Below are 17,452 nucleotides of genomic sequence, written 5' to 3' on the forward strand. Positions count from 1 at the left end.
TTCGACTACTCACATTTATTGGCAGCTAGTTACCTATGGCTTCAACGATTGGATTTCGCATCGCACGCTTGCCCCACTTATGGCGCTCCATCTTGGATCGCCGCTTGGCGCCGCTGGGATTAACCCAAACACGCTGGGTGACGCTATATCACCTGGCGTCTTGGCGAAGGCCATCCGCAGTGCGATCTCGCCGTGTGATTGGTGTTGAGGCGCCCTCTCTTGTGCGCACCCTGGGCCAGCTCGAAGAACAAGGCCTAGTTGAACGCCGAGCCTGCGACAACGACCGTCGCAGCAAGCGGATTTATCTTACCCCTGCCGCTATGCCGCTGCTGGAACAGATCGACAGCGTTGCGCAACAAGCGCGCAAAGAGATGTTCGCTGGCTTAAGCGAGGAGAACCTCGAACAACTCAACGAATGGTTGGCAGTGATCGAGGCAAACGGCTTGGCGATACAAGCACGGGATCAGGATAATCCGGCATCTTGATCGCTGACTGTGGATGACGCCTGCTCAGTGCCCTTTAACGGCTGGCTGAAAGGCTGGTCGGCACGGCCACGCAGCGCCTCCCGCAGTTGCTGAAATTCGGGTAGATAGGTCGCGAATCGCTCCGCGGTTTGCGACTCCCACCACCAAAGCGTCAATGCATAGGGCGTTGACTGCACCACCAAGGCATCTTGCGGCAAGCGTTCAAGTAGTGTTTTTAACGCTGCGGTGGCGGCATCAGGTAAAGGCCGCAAGGGGGCAATCCGCCAACGCCAGCCAGCATGAAATGGCGTTAAGGCTTCACTGGCATTGCTGTCTCTTACCAATAGAAAATCAGGGCCCGGCTCTTCCTGGGGATAGTGCCAGCGATAAGCTGGCATGGTGCCTCTAAAATGGTGTAGTGGCGGCTTTTCCAGCTTGATACTGACGCCCTGTTTGGCGATTTGAGTACGCAGCGCCTGCTGGCGTTTTTGACGCGGGCTAGGCTTTAGCCACATCACCGGCGCAATTACAAACAGCATAATAAACACGATAATCAACCATTCCATCTCTACATTTCCTCCCACATAAGCCACACTGTATAAACTAATCTAAAAACCATGACTCAGGTCGCTGTTTTTGACCCAAGTCATTGTTAAAACGCTTGCTATTGTTAAAACAGGACACGCCATCTAAAGTAACGGTTATTGAACAAAGAGCCTCTTTGTTACCTACTGCCAAGGAGATACGCCATGAGCTATCACCACATTTTAGTTGCCGTTGACTTAACCAAAGACTCCCACAAGATTCTGGAACGTGCCGTTGCGATCGCTGAGCGCAACGACCAAGCCAAAATTTCCATTATGCATACCCTGGAACCGCTTGGGTTTGCCTACGGTGGCGATATCCCCATGGACTTGACCAGCATCCAGGATCAATTGGATGAACACGCCAAAAAAACGCTTAGCCGAAATCGCCGCCCCGCATATTGCCGAGGCTGACCAACACGTTGTGGTGGGTATGCCCGACACCGAAATTCACCGTTTTGCTGAAGAGCACGATGTAGATCTAATCGTAGTGGGCTCCCATGGCCGCACGGTTTTGCTCTACTGCTCGCTCAACCTCTACCGGCGTATTGCACGGTGCCCAATGCGATGTGCTAGCCGTTCGCGTCGGTAAAAAAGGCGAAGAAAGCGACGAGTAACCTAAGGCCCGATAACGTTTATAAAAAAGGCGCCCATACGGCGCCTTTTAACGTTTTCAAGCTACTCACCGGCAGCCATCGCTTCCAGTTCCATCCAGCGCTCCATGGCAACTTCTAACGCTTTCTGCACTTTTTCAAGCGTTTGCAGCTTAGCCGTAACGGCGTCGGCATCCTGCTGATAAAACGCTGGGTCACCGATTTCACTCTCCAGCGTCTCTACTTGCCCCTCAAGACGTTCGATTTCGGCGGGCAGTGCATCTAACTCGCGTTGCAAATTATACGAGAGTTTGACGCTTTTCTTGACCGTTGCGGCAGGTGCTTCAGCCACTTTCTTGGGCGCTTCTGAGGTGGGTTCGGTACGCTGACGCGCCGCCCCTTCCCAGGTGCTGGCGGCAGCTTGCCCCCCTGGCGAATCCAGTCGGTATAGCCCCCCACGTATTCACGTACAACGCCATCGCCCTCAAAGGCGAGCATGCTGGTCACCACGTTGTCCATAAAGGTTCGGTCGTGGGAGACCAGTAGCAGCGTGCCATCGAAATCGAGCAGCAGCTCTTCGAGCAGCTCCAGGGTTTCCATGTCGAGGTCGTTGGTCGGCTCATCGAGCACTAACACGTTAGCTGGCTGAGTGAACAACTTGGCCAGCAGCAGGCGGTTGGACTCGCCACCGGAGAGCGCTTTCACCGGCTGGCGCACCCGCTCGGGGGTGAAAAGAAAGTCCTGTAGATAGCTCATCACATGGCGATCTTTACCGCCCACACTGACACGATCACTGCCTTGGGCAACGTTGTCGTAAACGGTTTTTTCCAGTTCAAGCCCAGCGCGCAGTTGGTCGAAATAAGCCACTTTCAGATTGGTGCCCATCTGCACCTTGCCTTCAGTGGGTTCCAACTCGCCCAGCAGGATTTTCAGCAGGGTTGTCTTGCCCGCACCGTTGCGCCCCAGGAAGCCAATACGGTCACCGCGCAGTACCTCAAGATTGATATCGCGCAGTACCACCTCATCGCCAAACCGTTGGGTGACACCTTGCAGCTCCACAACGCGCTTGCCGGTACGCTCACCGCGATCCACCGTCAGGTTGGCATTGCCTTGACGCTCGCGGCGCTGGCTACGCTCGTTACGCATTGCCTCGAGCGCTCGAACCCGGCCTTCGTTGCGGGTACGCCGTGCTTTAACGCCCTGACGAATCCAGGCTTCTTCCTGGGCAAGTTTTTTATCAAATTCGGCGTTCTCCCGCGCCTCTACTTCAAGCTCGTGCTGCTTACGAGCCTGATACTCTTCGTACTTGCCGGGTAGCGCCCTAGCTGGCCACGGTCTAGCTCCAGAATATTGGTGGCCAGCTTGGAAAGAAACGCCCTATCGTGAGTAATCAGCAGTACCGCGCCGTTAAACGCCAGCAGTTGCTCTTCCAACCAGGCAATGGTGTCTAAGTCCAAGTGGTTGGTAGGCTCATCAAGCAACAGTAGATCAGGCTCGGCGACCAAGGCACGCGCCAGCGCCACCCGGCGGCGCCAGCCACCGGAGAGCGAGCTCATCTCAGCCGCGGGGGGCAGGCCTAAGCGGGTCAGCACGGTGTCGATATGCTGGTGGAACGACCAGCCATCAATGGCTTCCAGGCGCGTTTGCAGGGTCGCCATGCGATCCATATCGGGTCGGGATCATTGATCAGATGATCGTACTCGGAGAGTAGCTCCCCGGCTTCCGGCAGCCCTTGGGCGACCATGTCAAAAATGGTCAGGCCGGATGACTCGGGTAACTCCTGAGCCAGCACACCGATCTTGAGGCCAGGTGCCCGCCAAATTGAGCCATCATCGGGCAGGATATCCCCCGCTACCAGCTTCAGCAGAGTGGATTTGCCGGTGCCGTTGCGCCCGACCAGCGCCAGCCGCTCGCCTTTTTCAACCGTCAGGTCGGCGCGATTGAGTAGTACATGGGTGCCGTAGGCGAGTTGCAGCTGTTCGAGTCGTAACAGGGTCACGCGGTGTCCTCCTAAATCGTGAGGCGCACAGTGTAACGCATGAGCGGCCCAGGAGGGGGAACCATATAGAGGGGAATCGTAGAGCGGAAACCACCAGCGTGATACCGTTTTGCTAGCAACTACAATATCTCAACCAAAAAACGACTTTTAAAGGCGGGCTGACAGTGACGGTGACCGTCTCGATGCATTTTGTAAATGAGCTGTTTAAAGGCTTACCCAACAGCTCAACATCGCCCACACGCTACTGGAACGGGCGGGCATTTCGCCCTTTTTACTTTCGGCCCCCATGGCCGCGTCACGGTTGAGCAGTTTGCCGAACTGTATCGTGGGTTGGTGAACGAACTGGACGACGAAACGCCCGGCTTTTTTTCCCGCCCGCTGCGGGGTGGCACCCTGAAGCTGCTGTGTTTAAGCATGCTGGATGCGCCCAATTTGCAGGTAGCACTGCACCGCTATACGCAGTTTTTCCGTATTCTTCTCGACGACTTTGGCTATGCATTTACGCTCGAAGGGGATCTTGCCCGTATGGCCCTGGTGGAACATGCCCCCTTGACGGGCAGCCGCACTCTGATTCATGAGCTGATGCTCAAGCTGTTTCACGGCATCGCGTCGTGGATGATAGCGCGTAAAATACCACCCATTTTAATGGAGTGCGCTTACCCCCAGCCGCCGCACAGCGCTGATTATCTCTACTTTTATCCTGGTACAGTACGCTTTGGGCAGCCGCAAACCGCGATCTATATAGATCGCGGTTTTCTTGATCATCCTATCCGCCAGACCAAGAGACACCTGGGCGCTTTTCTAAAGCGCGCCCCGGCAGACTGGTTCTATGTGTCGTTTGCAGATCGCCTGCTCACCCACCGGGTGCGCGAACACCTCTCACGCCATTTGTTGACGGCAGGCACAGTGCATAGCGCCGCCGATGCATTGCATATGTCGGCACGCACGCTGGCGCGGCATCTCAAAAGGGAGGGCACTCACTTTCAAGCGGTCAAGGATGAGTACCGCCGCGATGTCGCGATTCAGGCACTCACCTGTAGTGAGAAGCCCCTGGTTAGCATCGCGGAGGCGTTGAGCTTTGAGGATCTAGCCTGCTTTAGTCGTGCCTTTAAAACCTGGACAGGCAATTCGCCCGCCGCGTATCGCAAAGCACGCACGGCGGGGAATGTTCGCTAATCTACCGAGGGAATAGCCTAAATTTCGGTGCGGATACGTTTCTTATCCAGCTTGCCCACGCTGGTTTTGGGTATCTCATCGACGAAGCGAATCATGCTGGGAACCGCCCAGCGGTTGAGCTTTCCTTGAGCCACAAACTGCTCTAAAAACGCCTGCACGGCTTCAATAGTGGGCGGGTTATTCAGATCCACGGGGACAGCTAAAGCAGCAGGACGCTCTCCCCACTTATCGTCCGCGACCCCAATCACCGCCACTTCGGCAATACCTGGGCACTGGCTGATATAGCTCTCCAGCTCTAACGACGAGAGCCACTCACCGCCGGTTTTAATCACGTCTTTTATGCGGTCGCTAATGGTCAAAAAGCCCCGCTCATCAAGGGAGCCCACATCCCCGGTGTGCAGCCAGCCGTTGCGCCATAGCTCCGCACTGCGTTTCTCCTCTTTGTAGTAGGCCTGGGTCAGCCAAGGCGCTTGAACACGCACTTCGCCAACGCTTTTACCATCATTGGGTAGCGGCTCGCCGTCCGCATCGACCACTTGCAGTTTAACCAATGGTATCGGCAGGCCCGCTTTACAGCGCCAGGGTAGCTGGGTCTCAAAATCAGCGTCGCCGATATCCTGCGGTAGAATATCGGCAGTGAGTAGCGGGCAGGTTTCCGACATGCCATATGCACTGCGAGTGTCGATCCCCAACGCCCATGCCTTGCTCGCTAGCGACTCGGTTAACGCACTGCCACCGACCAATACTTTCCAGCCGGAGAGGTCGACCTGTTTTGAGGCAATCGCCTCGGCGCTGACTACCATGTTGAGCAGGGTGGGAACGCAGTGGGAGAAGTCGACCTTCTCGCTGACCAGCAGCTTGACCAGCATTTCCGGCTCGTAGCGGCCAGGGTAGACCTGGGTAGCCCCCATCAGCGTGGCGGTATACGGCACTCCCCAGGGTGAACGTGAAACATGGGGGTAATGGGCATATAGACCTTGTCGCGGTTGAGCAGCTCAAAACCGGGCGCCTGGAAAGCGCTAGACTCGTTCAATGTATGCAGCACCAACTGGCGGTGGGTAAAGAAAACCCCTTTGGGGTTACCCGTAGTGCCGGTGGTATAGAACAGTGTGGCGACGGCGTTTTCATCAAAGGAGGGAAAGTCATAGTGAATGGGCTGCTGGCTTAATAGCGCTTCAAACTCGCCCACCAGCGGCAGCGTGGTATCGATTGTTTGCGGAGCCTCCTGACACATCAGATAACCACGTACTTGGGGCAGCTTATCGGCCAGCGGCTCAAGCAGCGGCACAAACTCTTCGTGCACGATGACGAAAACGTCTTCGGCATGCTCCATGGTGTAGAGGATTTGCTCCGGAGCCAGGCGCACGTTCACCGTGTGGAGTACCGCGCCGATCATTGGAATGGCAAAAAAGCACTCCAGATAGCGGTGGCTATCCCAATCCAGCACCGCTACCACGTCACCGGCTTGTACGCCCTGTGACGTCAGCGTATGGGCCAGTTGGTGCACCCGCTCACGAAAACGCTCGTAGCTATGGCGGCTCTGATCCCGGTAGACAATCTGATTGTCGCCCGCCATTCGCACGCCTGCCTCCAGCAGGTCGCCAATCATCAAGGCAGGATTTGTCGCAGAGGCCGCGGCGGGTAAAATTTTCGGGGTAACTGAAGGCATAAACACTCCTATAAGCTTGTTCTTGTGGCAATCAAGTCGGATCAGCCGCGCTCGATAAGCAGGGCGATGCCCTGCCCACCACCAATACATAGCGTTATCAAGCCGTAGACCGTTAATACGTTCCAATTCGTGTAGCGCTTTGAGAATCAGAATAGCCCCCGTGGCCCCCACCGGATGCCCAAGGCAACCGCGCCGCCGTTAGGGTTTAGTTTCTCTAACGGAAAACCTAGCGTGTCGGCCACCGCCAGAGCTTGGGCAGCAAAGGCTTCATTGGACTCAATCACGTCAATATCGTTAATGCTTAGCCCCGCCTGTTGGAGGCAGCGTTGCACCGCAGGAATCGGACCAAGGCCCATTAGCGTTGGCTCAACGCCTGCTGTTGTGGCAACACGAAGATGCGCCCTGGGCGCTAAGCCCCGCTGTGTGGCTTCATCGGCATGGGCAAGCACTAACGTGGCTGCACCATCGTTGATACCCGAGGCATTGCCTGCGGTCACCATGCCATCTTTTTGGAAGGCGGGCTTGAGCCGCGCCAAATCGCTAAGTTGGACGCCATCGCGTACATGCTCATCGCGGAAAAAAAGAGCTGTTTGCTTACCACGACTGACCTCCACTGCTACGATTTGATCGTCAAAGCGGCCTTCCGCGATGGCACGCGCCGCTTTTTGATGGCTCTCAAGGGCAAACTGATCCAGCTGCTCACGGCTTAGGCCATACTGTTTAGCGATGTTCTCGGCGGTGCAGCCCATATGGCCGCTGCCAAAGGGATCGCTCAAGATGCCCAGGGTTAAATCCTCAACGTTTACATCACCCATACGCACGCCGTTGCGCGCTTGAGGAGGCAGCAGATAAGCCCCGCGCGACATCGACTCAGCGCCACCTGCCAGCGCTAAGCGGCTGTCGCTCATGGCAATCTGCTGGGCGGCTGAGACCACCGCCTGTACGCCGGAACCACATAGCCGATTGACGTTGAAGGCCCCCGCTTCTTTCGGCACGCCTGCTTCCAGTGCAATATGACGCGCCAGATAGGCATCCTGGGGGCCGGTGGTAATAATGTGGCCGTATACCGAGTGATCGATATCTCCGCCCCCAACGCCAGCACGGCGCAACGCCTCTTTGGCGGTTATCGCCCCCAACTCAAACGGCGCCTTGGTTGAGAGCGAACCGCCAAAACTTCCGATCGCGGTTCGTGCACCGCCTAAAATCACTACATCATCCAACCGCATGGCTCTCTCCTGTGTTCAAACGCATCGTCTTGCTACGCCACTTTGCCCAGCAGCGAGCGGGCGACAACTTCTTTCATGATCTCTGAGCTGCCGGCATAGATCGTTTGTACTCGGGCATCCAGATAAAAGCGTGAAATGAGATATTCGTGGGTGTAGCCGTAACCGCCAAATAGCTGCAGGCAGCGATCCACCGCTTGACACTGCAGCTCGCTGAGCTGCAGTTTTAAAATCGCTGCATCCGTGCTGCTCATGGTGCCCTGGCGGTACTTTTCGACGCAGTGCTCAAAGTAGGCACGGGCCACGTCCAGCTGGGCTTTTATCTCCGCCAAGGTAAAGCGGGTATTTTGAAAATCCGCCACCCGCTGTCCAAACGCTTGGCGCTGCTGTACGTACTCCAACGTCAGCACCAGCGCTCCCTCCACGGCGCCCAGCGCCTGTGCACCAACGCCCAGGCGTTCACGGGGCAGCTCCTGCATTAGGTAGCGGAACCCGGCGCCCTCCTCTCCCAACAGCGCATCATGGGGCAACTGCATTTGATCAAAGGCAAGCTCGGCGGTATCGCTGGCGTGCTGGCCGATCTTTTTAATCGGTTTCCCCCGCGAAAAGCCGGGTAAGCGGGTGTCGACCAAAAAAAGTGACACGCCCTTTGACCCGGCGGAAGGGTCGGTTTTGGCACACACGATCACCAGGTCGGCAAACTGGCCATTGGTGATAAAGATTTTGCTACCGCTTAACTCCCAGCCATCGTTAGTACGCTTTGCCCGGGTTCTCATTGACGCAAGATCACTACCCGCATGGGGTTCAGTCATGGCAATGGCTCCAAGAGCATCGCCACGGGCCATGGCAGGTAGCCAACGCTCACATTGAGCCGCTGTCCCCAGGTTCTGCAGGTAGGGCATAACGATATTGGCGTGGATATTATAGGCACTGGCAAGGCCACCAAAACCCTGGCGGGAGAGCTCTTCCAGCGCCAGCTGGGTGATGGCGATATCGGCCCCTGAACCACCGTGCTGTTCGTCAAGGTCAATGCCGAGCAGCCCCGCAGCGCCCAATGAATGCCATAGTGAACGGGGTATTTCACCCGCTGCCTCCCACTCATCGTAGTACGGGGCAACCTCCTGGCTTAGGCAGCGCTTGATCATGGTGTGAAACAGGTCGGTCGTTTGCTCGTCCATGCTCACTCCTTGAGGTCTTGACGCAGATGGCGCTTGAGAATTTTGCCTGCGGTGCTCTTGGGTAGCGCATCGGTAAACATTATGCGCTTAGGCACTTTATAAGGCGCCATCAGCGTTTTTGCGTGATGGATCAGTTCTTCCTCGCTTGCCTCTTGACCCTCTTTCAGTACCACCACTGCCGTAATGGCTTCGATCCACTTCTCATCCGGCTGGCCGATCACCGCTACTTCGGAGACCGCTGGGTGCTTGAATAGCCCCTCCTCTACTTCACGGCTAGCCACCAGCACGCCGCCGGTATTGATCACGTCCTTGATACGATCAACAACGTATAAGTAGCCCGCTTCATCGAAGTAGCCCACGTCCCCGGAGTGGAACCAATCGCCCTGGAAGGCTTCTTCGGTCATCACCGGTTTATCCCAGTACCCGTTCATAAGCTGAGGTGAGCGGTGGACGATTTCACCATGCTCGCCGGGTGGGACGTCATTCATATCGAGATCGACGATACGGGTTTCCACCGTCAGAATCGGCCGCCCAGCGGACGCTGGGCGCTCGGCGTGCTCTTCAGGGCGCAGCACGGTCGCCAAGGGAGCAATTTCGCTCTGCCCATAACAGTTATAGAGCCCTACTCCCGGTATACGTTGCTGGAGTTCCTCCAGTACCGGCACCGGCATAATCGAGGCACCGTAATAGGCTTTATTGAGAGCGCCAAGGTCAAAGCGATCAAATTCAGCGTGGCGTAGCAGGCTGATCCAGACCGTGGGCGGGGCAAAAAATGACGCGATCTGGTGATCAGCTATGGCGCTTAAACACAGCTCGGGAAGCGGCGCCTCTAGCAAATAGACGGGCGCACCGAGCAACAGTGCTGGCATGAGAAAGACGTGCATTTGTGCTGAGTGGTAGAGCGGCAGCGCGGCGAGCATGGCGTCGCTGCCTTTGATATCCAGCTCAACCATGCAGGCCATATATTCGGCCATCAGTGCTTGATGGGTCATCATCGCGGCCTTCGGCGCGGCGGTGGTGCCCGAGGTATAGAGCAACTGAGCAAGGCTGGCACCGTCGACCGCCACATTGGGCTCTTCACTATTGGATCCTGACGTAGCATGAGCGAGTACATCAAAGCTTGCTGCATCCTGCCCCTGATCCGCGTGCAGGGTTCCCATCAGGGCTAGATCCAAGCCTTCGGTCGCGACACTCACTTTGTCGGCGAGGCTGATATCGCTGAGCAAACCCGTTGTCCCAGACTGGTCAAGGATATAGCGCAGCTCATCGCTGCTTAAGGCAAAATTGATCGGCACATGTACCAAACCCGCTTTAGCAGCGGCTAGCCAGGCGATGACATAGGTATCGGAGTTTTTGCCATATACCGCCAGCCGGTCACCTGGCGAAAGCCCAGCTGCCAGCAAGCCATTGGCTACGCGGTTGGCTGCCTGATTGAGCGCTTGATAGCGCCACTGGCGCTCGCCAAATACCAGCGCCAGCTGGTGTGAGTATTTTCGAGCGCTGCGGTTTAAAGCAGCCCCGATACTGTTTTGCTGAATAACCGACGTTTCCGGCATGCCAAATCCTCTGAGTTGTTATTAGCAGAGACTTAAGGAGCCTCTGATTAACGTAATGAGCGAAGGCCAGACAAGGCAAAAATCAACGAAAAAGCGGAGTTTACGGGTTGTAAATGAGCATTTTGAGGCGATTTTTAACGCCGTATGGCCGAGCGCAATAGTTAATCAGAGGTTTCTTAACTGTTTACCAGCGGGCAGACACTCTCTGAAAGCGGACGGAAGGCCTCTTCTGCAGGGATGGTGCGAATAACATGAAAGAGATCATCCTCATCTTGCGACTCTTCAGGTGTTTTCACTTCTACTAAATACATATCGTGAACCATGCGGCCATCCTCACGGATGTAGCCACCGGTGGCGAAGATGTCGTTGATGGGGGTATCGGCCATTTGCTGACGAACGGTTTGAGTGTCATCAGTACCGGTGGCTTCAATCGCTTCAAGGTAGTGGCGAGTACTGGAGTAGAGACCCGCATGTACCATGGTGGGCATGCTGCCGGTACGCTCACGGAAGCGCTCCGCCCATGCGCGGGTTTCATCGTTTAAATCGTAGTACCATGCTTTGGTGAACTGCAGCCCCTGAGCGTTCTCTAAGCCAATGCTGCGTATATCGGTACTAAACAGCACCATTCCCGCCAGAATCTGCCCTGCCTGGGTAATGCCGAATTCCCCTGCTGTCTGCACCGCGTTGATCGTATCGCCACCAGCGTTATTCAGCGCGATGACATCAGCGCCAGAGGCTTGCGCCTGAAGCATAAAGGAGGAGAAGTCACTACTGGGGAAAGGGTGGCGAGCGCTGCCTACGATAGTGCCGCCATTTTCAGTCACTACGCGCGTGACGTCGGCCTCCAGTGCGTGACCAAAAGAGTAGTCAGCGCTTAACAGATACCAATTTTTGTGGCCCTCATCAGTAATCGCCTTTGCCGTACCGTTGGACATCGCCCAGGTGTCATAAACCCAGTGAATATGATTGGGCGAACAGTGCTCGTTGGTAATGCTTGAAGAGACAGCGCCATTGACCAGCCCAAGTTTATCCGCCTCTTCCAGCAGGCTCACCGCCGCCAGAGTGACAGAAGATGCCACCAGCCCGGTGACCATATCGACGTTGCGCTCATCGATCCACTCACGCACGACGCTTGAGCCTACATCCGGGCTATTACGGTCATCGGCGCTAAACACCACAATATTGGCCCCATTGACACTGCCGCCCATATCTTCAATCGCCATATGGATAGCGTCTTCGCCCAACGGGCCAATGGGGTCGCGATAAACGCCGGACATATCGGCTAAATAGCCAATACGGATTTCGTTATCAGAGATACCCTCAGCAGCGACGGTAGTTGGCACATAGCAGGCCACCAGAATGGCAGCGGCGAGAGTGGAAGTAGCAAAGCGGTAAGATGAACGATAAGATTGTTGCATAATTATGTGGCTCTCTTTTGTTGTTATTAAAGGGTGTTATTGAATCAATCGCAGTGACGTAGCACGTAATAGCTTGCGTTCATCTTAGGCGGTAATAAGCCCTTGCTGTTTACCTATCGAGCCAGATTTTTTGCAATTCGTGCCATTTCCTTGCGCTCACCTTCTTCAATACACCATTAGTCGATGCTCGCGCGTGCCGTTACAATGGTGCCTTTGCATATTGAACGGGAGAGACCTTTGGCCACTGCTGATGCCGATGACTTTTTACCCGAAGCACTACAGTTTCGGCCTAGCGCTCCTTTGGTGGATATCGGCGCTAACTTGACCCATGAAAGCTTCGAGCGTGATCTTGAGACGGTTATCCAGCGCGCCCAGGCGGCGCAGGTAACGACCATGATCGTTACTGGCACCGACCTTGCCCACGCCAAGCAAGCGGTTGCCCTGGCTAAGCAGTATCCTGGCCTCTACGCCACGGCGGGAGTGCACCCCCATGATGCCAGTCACTGGGATAAGAACCTTGAACATGCCATGGCGGCCCTGCATGCCATGCCGGAAGTGGTCGCCGTAGGCGAGTGTGGTTTGGATTTTAATCGCAACTTTTCGACGCCCCAGGAGCAGGAGCGTGCCCTTGAAGCGCAGCTGGCTCTCGCAGTAGAAAGCGGTTTGCCGCTGTTTTTACATGAACGAGATGCTGGCCAGCGTATGCGCGAAATCCTGCATGCGTGGCGAGACGACATCAGCCACGCGGTGCACTGTTTTACCGCTGACCGCGATACGCTGTTTGGTTATCTCGACCTAGACTTACATATAGGGTTGACGGGTTGGATTTGCGACGAGCGGCGCGGTCATCACCTGCGCCCATTGGTAAGCGATATACCCTTAGAGCGCTTGATGGTAGAAACCGACTGCCCTTATCTGTTACCCCGTAACCTACCGGCGAAATTAAAGGGTCGCCGACACGAACCGGCGTTGCTACCGTGGATTGTCCGCGAGATCGCCCAGTGGCATGGTATTAGCGAAACAGAGCTAGGTGCGGCAACCACACAGACCGCCCAGCGTTTTTTCCGTCTTCCCACGGAATCTTAAAAGGAGTATTAGCGTGGCCGATTATCCAGGGTTTATAGCCATTGAAACAGGCGAAGACGATGGGCTCCCGCTAGCCATTGCCTGGTCGCTCCCCGATGGCCGGGTGAAGCAAACATTGATTCAGCCGGACGATAGCTGGATCAAAGAGGATACCAATGCCATGGGCGCTTACAGCATGGAAGAGCTGGAGAGCTTAGGGGTTAGTCCGCTTGAGGTAATTCGCGAGCTTGAGAACGACCACTTCTCCGCCACGCTGTATACCAGCGACAATGGCGACGACGAAGCGGCACTAGCGCGCCTTTTTGACACCTACGGGCTTGATCCTTTTGTTGAGCTAGCCCCAGCGTCGGTGCTCTACCCTTCACTTACCCCAGGCGAATGGCACCGCCAACGGCGCGAAACGTTCAGCGAGCTGGGTTTAGAGCCGATGCGCCCAGAGCATGAGCTGGAAGTGATGCTATCGATGCATCAGCGCCTGACCGAAGAGGATTAAGCCGGCAGCGCTTTATCCATTTTATCCAACGTGGCATGCGCCTGTGCCACGGCTTCCGCTAGCGTCGCCTGGTCAGAGTAGAAGCGTTTAAGCGCCACCTGGAAGGCGTTTGCGCGGGCTGGAAAGCCCTCCTTCAAGTAGCGCTGGGCGCGGGCCTCCACTCGCGCTGCAAATGCCTCTATATCTACCTCTATATCGCCGCCTAGATTGTCCACGCTGACATGAAACACGCGACCACAGGCACGGGTGAAGATAGACTCCAACGCCTGTGGCGCAATCTCAGCCTGCTCAAACGCTTTTTGCTGTTCAGCATCGCGCCCATCAGGGCAGTACCAGTAGCCGTAATCCTCTTGTTGGCGCCGCTGTGCTCCCGCAATACACCAATGGCTGATTTCGTGCAGCGCACTGGCATAGTAACCCCGCGCAAAGATAACCTGATGATAAGGGGTTTCACTGTTAGCGGGCCGATAGAGAGGCTCATCCCCGCCCCGAATCAACCGGGTTTGATACCGCTCAGCAAAAATCCCGTCAAAAAGCGCGGTAATATCCTCGAGCGTCCATCTCTCCTGCCTGTCACTCACATTGACCTCGTTTGATACTGGTTTTGGGGCATTATACCCACATTAATACAAGCTAACGGCTAACCCCAAAAGTGAGTCGCTCCTGCTAATATAGCGGCCTTTCACAGCAACTTTTCCCCTTCAGGAGCCAACAAGTGGGCGGCTTTACTCAGCAAATTAAATCGGTTTACTGGCCAGAAACACGAATGTTAATGCACTTGGCACTGCCTATTTGCGGTGCTCAGTTGGCTCAGGCAGGGATGAGTGTCGTCGACGTTATGATGACCGGTCGGCATGACGCCACCTCACTTGCCGCTGTATCGGTGGGCTCGAGCCTGTGGATGCCACTCATGCTATTTATGACGGGCACTTTAATGGGGCTTACCCCAATTGTGGCGCATTTGCTGGGTGGGAAGCGCAATGAGGCTATTCGTCCAGCCGTTCATCAGGCGCTTTGGGTCGCGCTGCTACTAGGCGCTATCGCGGCTGTGCTGCTTTGGTCGGCTATCATGCCGATATTTGAATTAATGAGTGTGCCCCAGCGGTCGCCAGCCAGTCTGCCGCCTATCTGTCAGCCGTCGCCTTTGGCATGCCGGGGATCGCTCTATTTCAGGCGCTTAGAGCGTTTTCAGATGGTATGAATCATACCCGTCCGGCGCTATGGATCAGCTTGGTCGGTTTAAGCGTGAACATTCCTGCCAACTACCTCTTGATCTACGGCGGTGATGGTTTGGTTGATTTATTTGGCGCCTGGGTTCCCACTAGTCTGCAACAGTTACCTGCCTTGGGCGCTTTTGGCTGCGGCATTGCGACGGCGCTCTCCATGTGGACGATGGCACTCGCGATGGCCTACTACACGCGCAGGGGAAGTACTTATAAAAGCGTTGCGATTTGGCAAAAACTGACACCGCCCAGTGGCTAGGTATACGTGAATTAGTGGTGGTGGGCGTTCCCATTGGCGTAGCCATTTTTGTTGAAGTGACTCTGTTCACACTCATTGCGCTCTTCATTGCCAGCTTTGGTGAAGTCACGGTGGGAGCTCACCAAATAGCGCTAAGTTTCACCTCCATTCTGTTTATGCTGCCCCTGTCGCTGAGTATGGCACTGACCGTACGAGTGGGTAATACGCTGGGTCAGCAGCGCTTAGCACTAGCCCGTAAAGTCGCTTGGAATGGAATTGTCATCAGCGTCATCATTGCCGCTATTAACAGCCTCGTACTGTGGGTTAGCGCCGAGCCGGTAATCGCACTTTACACCTCCAATAGTGAGATACAGGCGCTAGCGCTCTCGATCATTGCTTTAGCCGTCATTTTTCAGCTCTCAGACTCGTTGCAGGTCAATTTAGCGGGTGCTTTACGCGGCTATAAAGATACCCGCATTGTGATGGTGATTACGGTGCTCTCCTACTGGATTGTAGGCTTGGGTGGCGGCCACTGGCTGGGCTCCTATGGAGTGGGCGAGGTCGCCCCGCTAGGGGTTCATGGCTACTGGATTGGGTTGATTGCGGGCTTGAGCACCGCAGCACTGCTACTTGGCTGGCGTTTACAGCGTATTAGCATTCGGGGGTAAGCATGGCGCGATGGAGAAACTTTTCTCTAGCAATCATCCTAAGCGCCCTCCTGGCTGGCTGTGGGGACAACCCCGCTGAGCAGCAGTGGCAGCGTTATCATCAGCAACTCGCCAATGACCTTGCACTATCAAACATTCAAAGAGCTGACCCGGGTAATATTGGCGACTTCCCTGAGCGCCCCGATCGAATTATAGATATCCCCGAAACCCGGGACAGCCTGTTGAATGTATACGCGCTACGCGAATGCCAAATCACGTCGCTAGTCGCTGCACGTAACAATCAACTGGGGCGTGTAGCACCGCCTAGCCAACAGTGGTTATATGAGCGCACTCTATGGCAGCGGCTAAGCACCTGCTTAAATAGCGAAGTTCCCGAGCAGTTAAGCGATGAAGATAGAACGCGCCTAAACCGATTAACCACGACTAAAACGACACAGTTACCCGCGGTAAGCTGGAACGCTATTTTTGATTCCAGCGAGTGGGTTAAAAGCTTCTCACGAGCAAGCCAGCCTTTATCTAACATCGATGAAACTACTATTGCTGGCCAGCTTGAAGCGATCGATTACTTGCAGCAAATGACGGATCACCAGTTTGACCTCGACTGGCAGCAGGACTCTTCAACCCTTGAAAACCATTTGAAAACCCTGCAAGAGCGGCCATTGACCGCTGAGGTGTTGCGCGCCCTGCTACTCGCCACTCAACGCTTAACAGAAGCGAATGCATTGTTAGCTCGGCAGAGTGATACCACACGTTGCTTAAGCCGTTGGGAATCGCCGTCGCTTGAGCGCTTGGAGAACGCTGCCCAGCAATGGCTAACAGCGATCAATCGCTTAATTGACGCACAGCAGGTAGGCAAGCCAATAGCGATTCAACGCTACCAGGAACGCTGGCTTTCGCTGGATAATGCCCAAGCGCCCTGGGGCCAGTTTCAGCAAGCGCTCTCTGAGCATCAAGCGCTGCGAGCTCGCTTTCCAACTTGTTCAGATAATTAAAAAGCGCAGAACCCTTAACCTTATGAGCAAGTTGTGCTATTTGTGGATATGAGAGGCAAATGAATCAGCTTTGCCAATCTGATGACCACGCAGCATAAGGAGGGACACAATGGGCGCATCCTTGTCACCCCGCTCTGCCCAGGTCATCGACCTGGAAACTGTGCGCCAGCGTCAGCAGGCGCAAAAGTGCCTTGTCCGTTTAGCCCCTGAGCTAGATGGCTTAGAGATGGTGTACCAGCTCGCTGCGAGTCCCGACGCCTACTATGGCTTACCTATTTTGGCCTGGGGGTTAAGAGAGGACGGTAGCGTCATCGGTTTGGTGCCGTGGATGGAAAGCCTGGCAGCCTGCCATGATCTGAACAGCCAGGAAAATGGCTACTTCGTAGGTTATCGCGATCCTGAAACGGAAGAAATTTTTGATACGCCACCGGATCACAATACCACGAGCTAGTTGCGGCGGCTGAATACTTTGATTATGAGGCTTCTGGCGAAGTCACCCTTATTCAGCAAATCCCCGACACTCTGGGCACCCACGCGCTGTGCATGAATCACCCCGATTCACCCTGGCATATGAAGCCCGTTTACGGTTGGCGTCTCTACAGCGACGGTAGCCTTGACGCGCTCCTTGCCGACGAGAACAAAGCGGCGATGACACCGATTTTGTTAGGGGATGAATGCCTGTACAGCGCTCACGCCCGCCATCAGACCGTTTACTTTTTCCAGCGCCATATCGCCAACCGTATCCTGGAAGAAGATCCAGCGACGCTTGATGCGCTAGCCATGATGGTTGTGGCCAGTGATTAATCGAGTGCCTTAATGTCGCTTTGTGAGCGAGGCCAACATCAACGATTTTGATTTGAGCCTCGCATGGCTTTTCGGGCTATTTCGAAGG

General features: G+C 55.3%; 11 protein-coding genes and 5 pseudogenes. 8 read left to right on the forward strand and 8 right to left on the reverse strand.

Annotation, left to right across the window (positions count from 1 at the left end):
• The first annotated feature begins 35 nt into the window (after positions 1 to 35).
• Positions 36 to 485 carry a transcriptional regulator SlyA gene (slyA, locus tag FDY98_RS21415; protein WP_155706170.1) on the forward strand — a complete coding sequence of 150 codons (450 nt, stop codon included), beginning with the start codon at positions 36 to 38 and terminating at the stop codon, positions 483 to 485.
• Here the strand turns inward: slyA and FDY98_RS21420 are convergent.
• On the reverse strand, positions 464 to 1,030 hold the full coding sequence (locus tag FDY98_RS21420; protein WP_035538416.1) for a hypothetical protein: 567 nt from the start codon (positions 1,028 to 1,030) through the stop codon (positions 464 to 466). The two genes, slyA and FDY98_RS21420, sit on opposite strands and share 22 nt — an antisense overlap.
• A gap of 183 nt (positions 1,031 to 1,213) precedes the next feature.
• Between FDY98_RS21420 and FDY98_RS21425 the strand changes: the two are divergent.
• Positions 1,214 to 1,665, forward strand: a pseudogene (locus tag FDY98_RS21425) (universal stress protein).
• 61 nt (positions 1,666 to 1,726) lie between these two features.
• Here FDY98_RS21425 and FDY98_RS21430 read toward each other — a convergent pair.
• Positions 1,727 to 3,640: pseudogene (locus tag FDY98_RS21430) on the reverse strand (ATP-binding cassette domain-containing protein).
• Positions 3,641 to 3,835: 195 nt separating this feature from the next.
• On the opposite strand from FDY98_RS21430, the gene FDY98_RS21435 reads away from it, so the two are divergent.
• Positions 3,836 to 4,816, forward strand: coding sequence for an AraC family transcriptional regulator (locus FDY98_RS21435; RefSeq protein ID WP_340146927.1), 981 nt, complete (start codon positions 3,836 to 3,838; stop codon positions 4,814 to 4,816).
• Between the two features lie 17 nt (positions 4,817 to 4,833).
• Here the strand turns inward: FDY98_RS21435 and FDY98_RS21440 are convergent.
• The 5 genes and pseudogenes from FDY98_RS21440 to FDY98_RS21460 form a co-directional block, all read right to left on the reverse strand.
• A pseudogene (locus tag FDY98_RS21440) lies at positions 4,834 to 6,485 on the reverse strand (fatty acid--CoA ligase).
• A gap of 146 nt (positions 6,486 to 6,631) precedes the next feature.
• Positions 6,632 to 7,711, reverse strand: coding sequence for an acetyl-CoA C-acyltransferase (locus FDY98_RS21445; RefSeq protein ID WP_340146928.1), 1,080 nt, complete (start codon positions 7,709 to 7,711; stop codon positions 6,632 to 6,634).
• Positions 7,712 to 7,743: 32 nt separating this feature from the next.
• Positions 7,744 to 8,886 (reverse strand): acyl-CoA dehydrogenase family protein, encoded by a 1,143-nt coding sequence (locus tag FDY98_RS21450; RefSeq protein WP_027958882.1) that lies wholly within the window; start codon positions 8,884 to 8,886, stop codon positions 7,744 to 7,746.
• A 2-nt stretch (positions 8,887 to 8,888) separates the two neighbouring features.
• Complete coding sequence (locus FDY98_RS21455) at positions 8,889 to 10,442, reverse strand: fatty acyl-CoA synthetase (protein WP_027958881.1); 1,554 nt, start codon at positions 10,440 to 10,442, stop codon at positions 8,889 to 8,891.
• Positions 10,443 to 10,618: 176 nt separating this feature from the next.
• Positions 10,619 to 11,860 carry an ABC transporter substrate-binding protein gene (locus tag FDY98_RS21460; RefSeq protein ID WP_009288638.1) on the reverse strand — a complete coding sequence of 414 codons (1,242 nt, stop codon included), beginning with the start codon at positions 11,858 to 11,860 and terminating at the stop codon, positions 10,619 to 10,621.
• A 237-nt stretch (positions 11,861 to 12,097) separates the two neighbouring features.
• On the opposite strand from FDY98_RS21460, the gene FDY98_RS21465 reads away from it, so the two are divergent.
• Both FDY98_RS21465 and FDY98_RS21470 read left to right on the forward strand, forming a co-directional pair.
• Positions 12,098 to 12,946 carry a TatD family hydrolase gene (locus tag FDY98_RS21465; protein ID WP_155706171.1) on the forward strand — a complete coding sequence of 283 codons (849 nt, stop codon included), beginning with the start codon at positions 12,098 to 12,100 and terminating at the stop codon, positions 12,944 to 12,946.
• A 13-nt stretch (positions 12,947 to 12,959) separates the two neighbouring features.
• Positions 12,960 to 13,439 (forward strand): hypothetical protein, encoded by a 480-nt coding sequence (locus FDY98_RS21470; RefSeq protein WP_022522953.1) that lies wholly within the window; start codon positions 12,960 to 12,962, stop codon positions 13,437 to 13,439.
• On the opposite strand, the gene FDY98_RS21475 is transcribed toward FDY98_RS21470, so the two are convergent.
• A complete protein-coding gene (locus FDY98_RS21475) occupies positions 13,436 to 14,020 on the reverse strand; it encodes an elongation factor P hydroxylase (RefSeq protein WP_027958879.1) in 585 nt (194 codons plus the stop codon). The two genes, FDY98_RS21470 and FDY98_RS21475, sit on opposite strands and share 4 nt — an antisense overlap.
• A gap of 134 nt (positions 14,021 to 14,154) precedes the next feature.
• Here FDY98_RS21475 and FDY98_RS21480 point away from each other — a divergent pair.
• The 3 genes and pseudogenes from FDY98_RS21480 (at position 14,155) to FDY98_RS21490 (ending at position 17,364) form a co-directional block, all read left to right on the forward strand.
• A pseudogene (locus FDY98_RS21480) lies at positions 14,155 to 15,568 on the forward strand (MATE family efflux transporter).
• A 2-nt stretch (positions 15,569 to 15,570) separates the two neighbouring features.
• Positions 15,571 to 16,560, forward strand: coding sequence for a DUF3080 family protein (locus FDY98_RS21485; RefSeq protein ID WP_027958878.1), 990 nt, complete (start codon positions 15,571 to 15,573; stop codon positions 16,558 to 16,560).
• A 109-nt stretch (positions 16,561 to 16,669) separates the two neighbouring features.
• Positions 16,670 to 17,364 (forward strand): annotated as a pseudogene (locus tag FDY98_RS21490) (hypothetical protein).
• The last annotated feature ends 88 nt before the right edge of the window (positions 17,365 to 17,452 follow it).

This window comes from Halomonas sp. PA16-9 (assembly GCF_009728585.1).
GTDB classification, from domain to species: Bacteria; Pseudomonadota; Gammaproteobacteria; order Pseudomonadales; family Halomonadaceae; genus Vreelandella; species Vreelandella titanicae.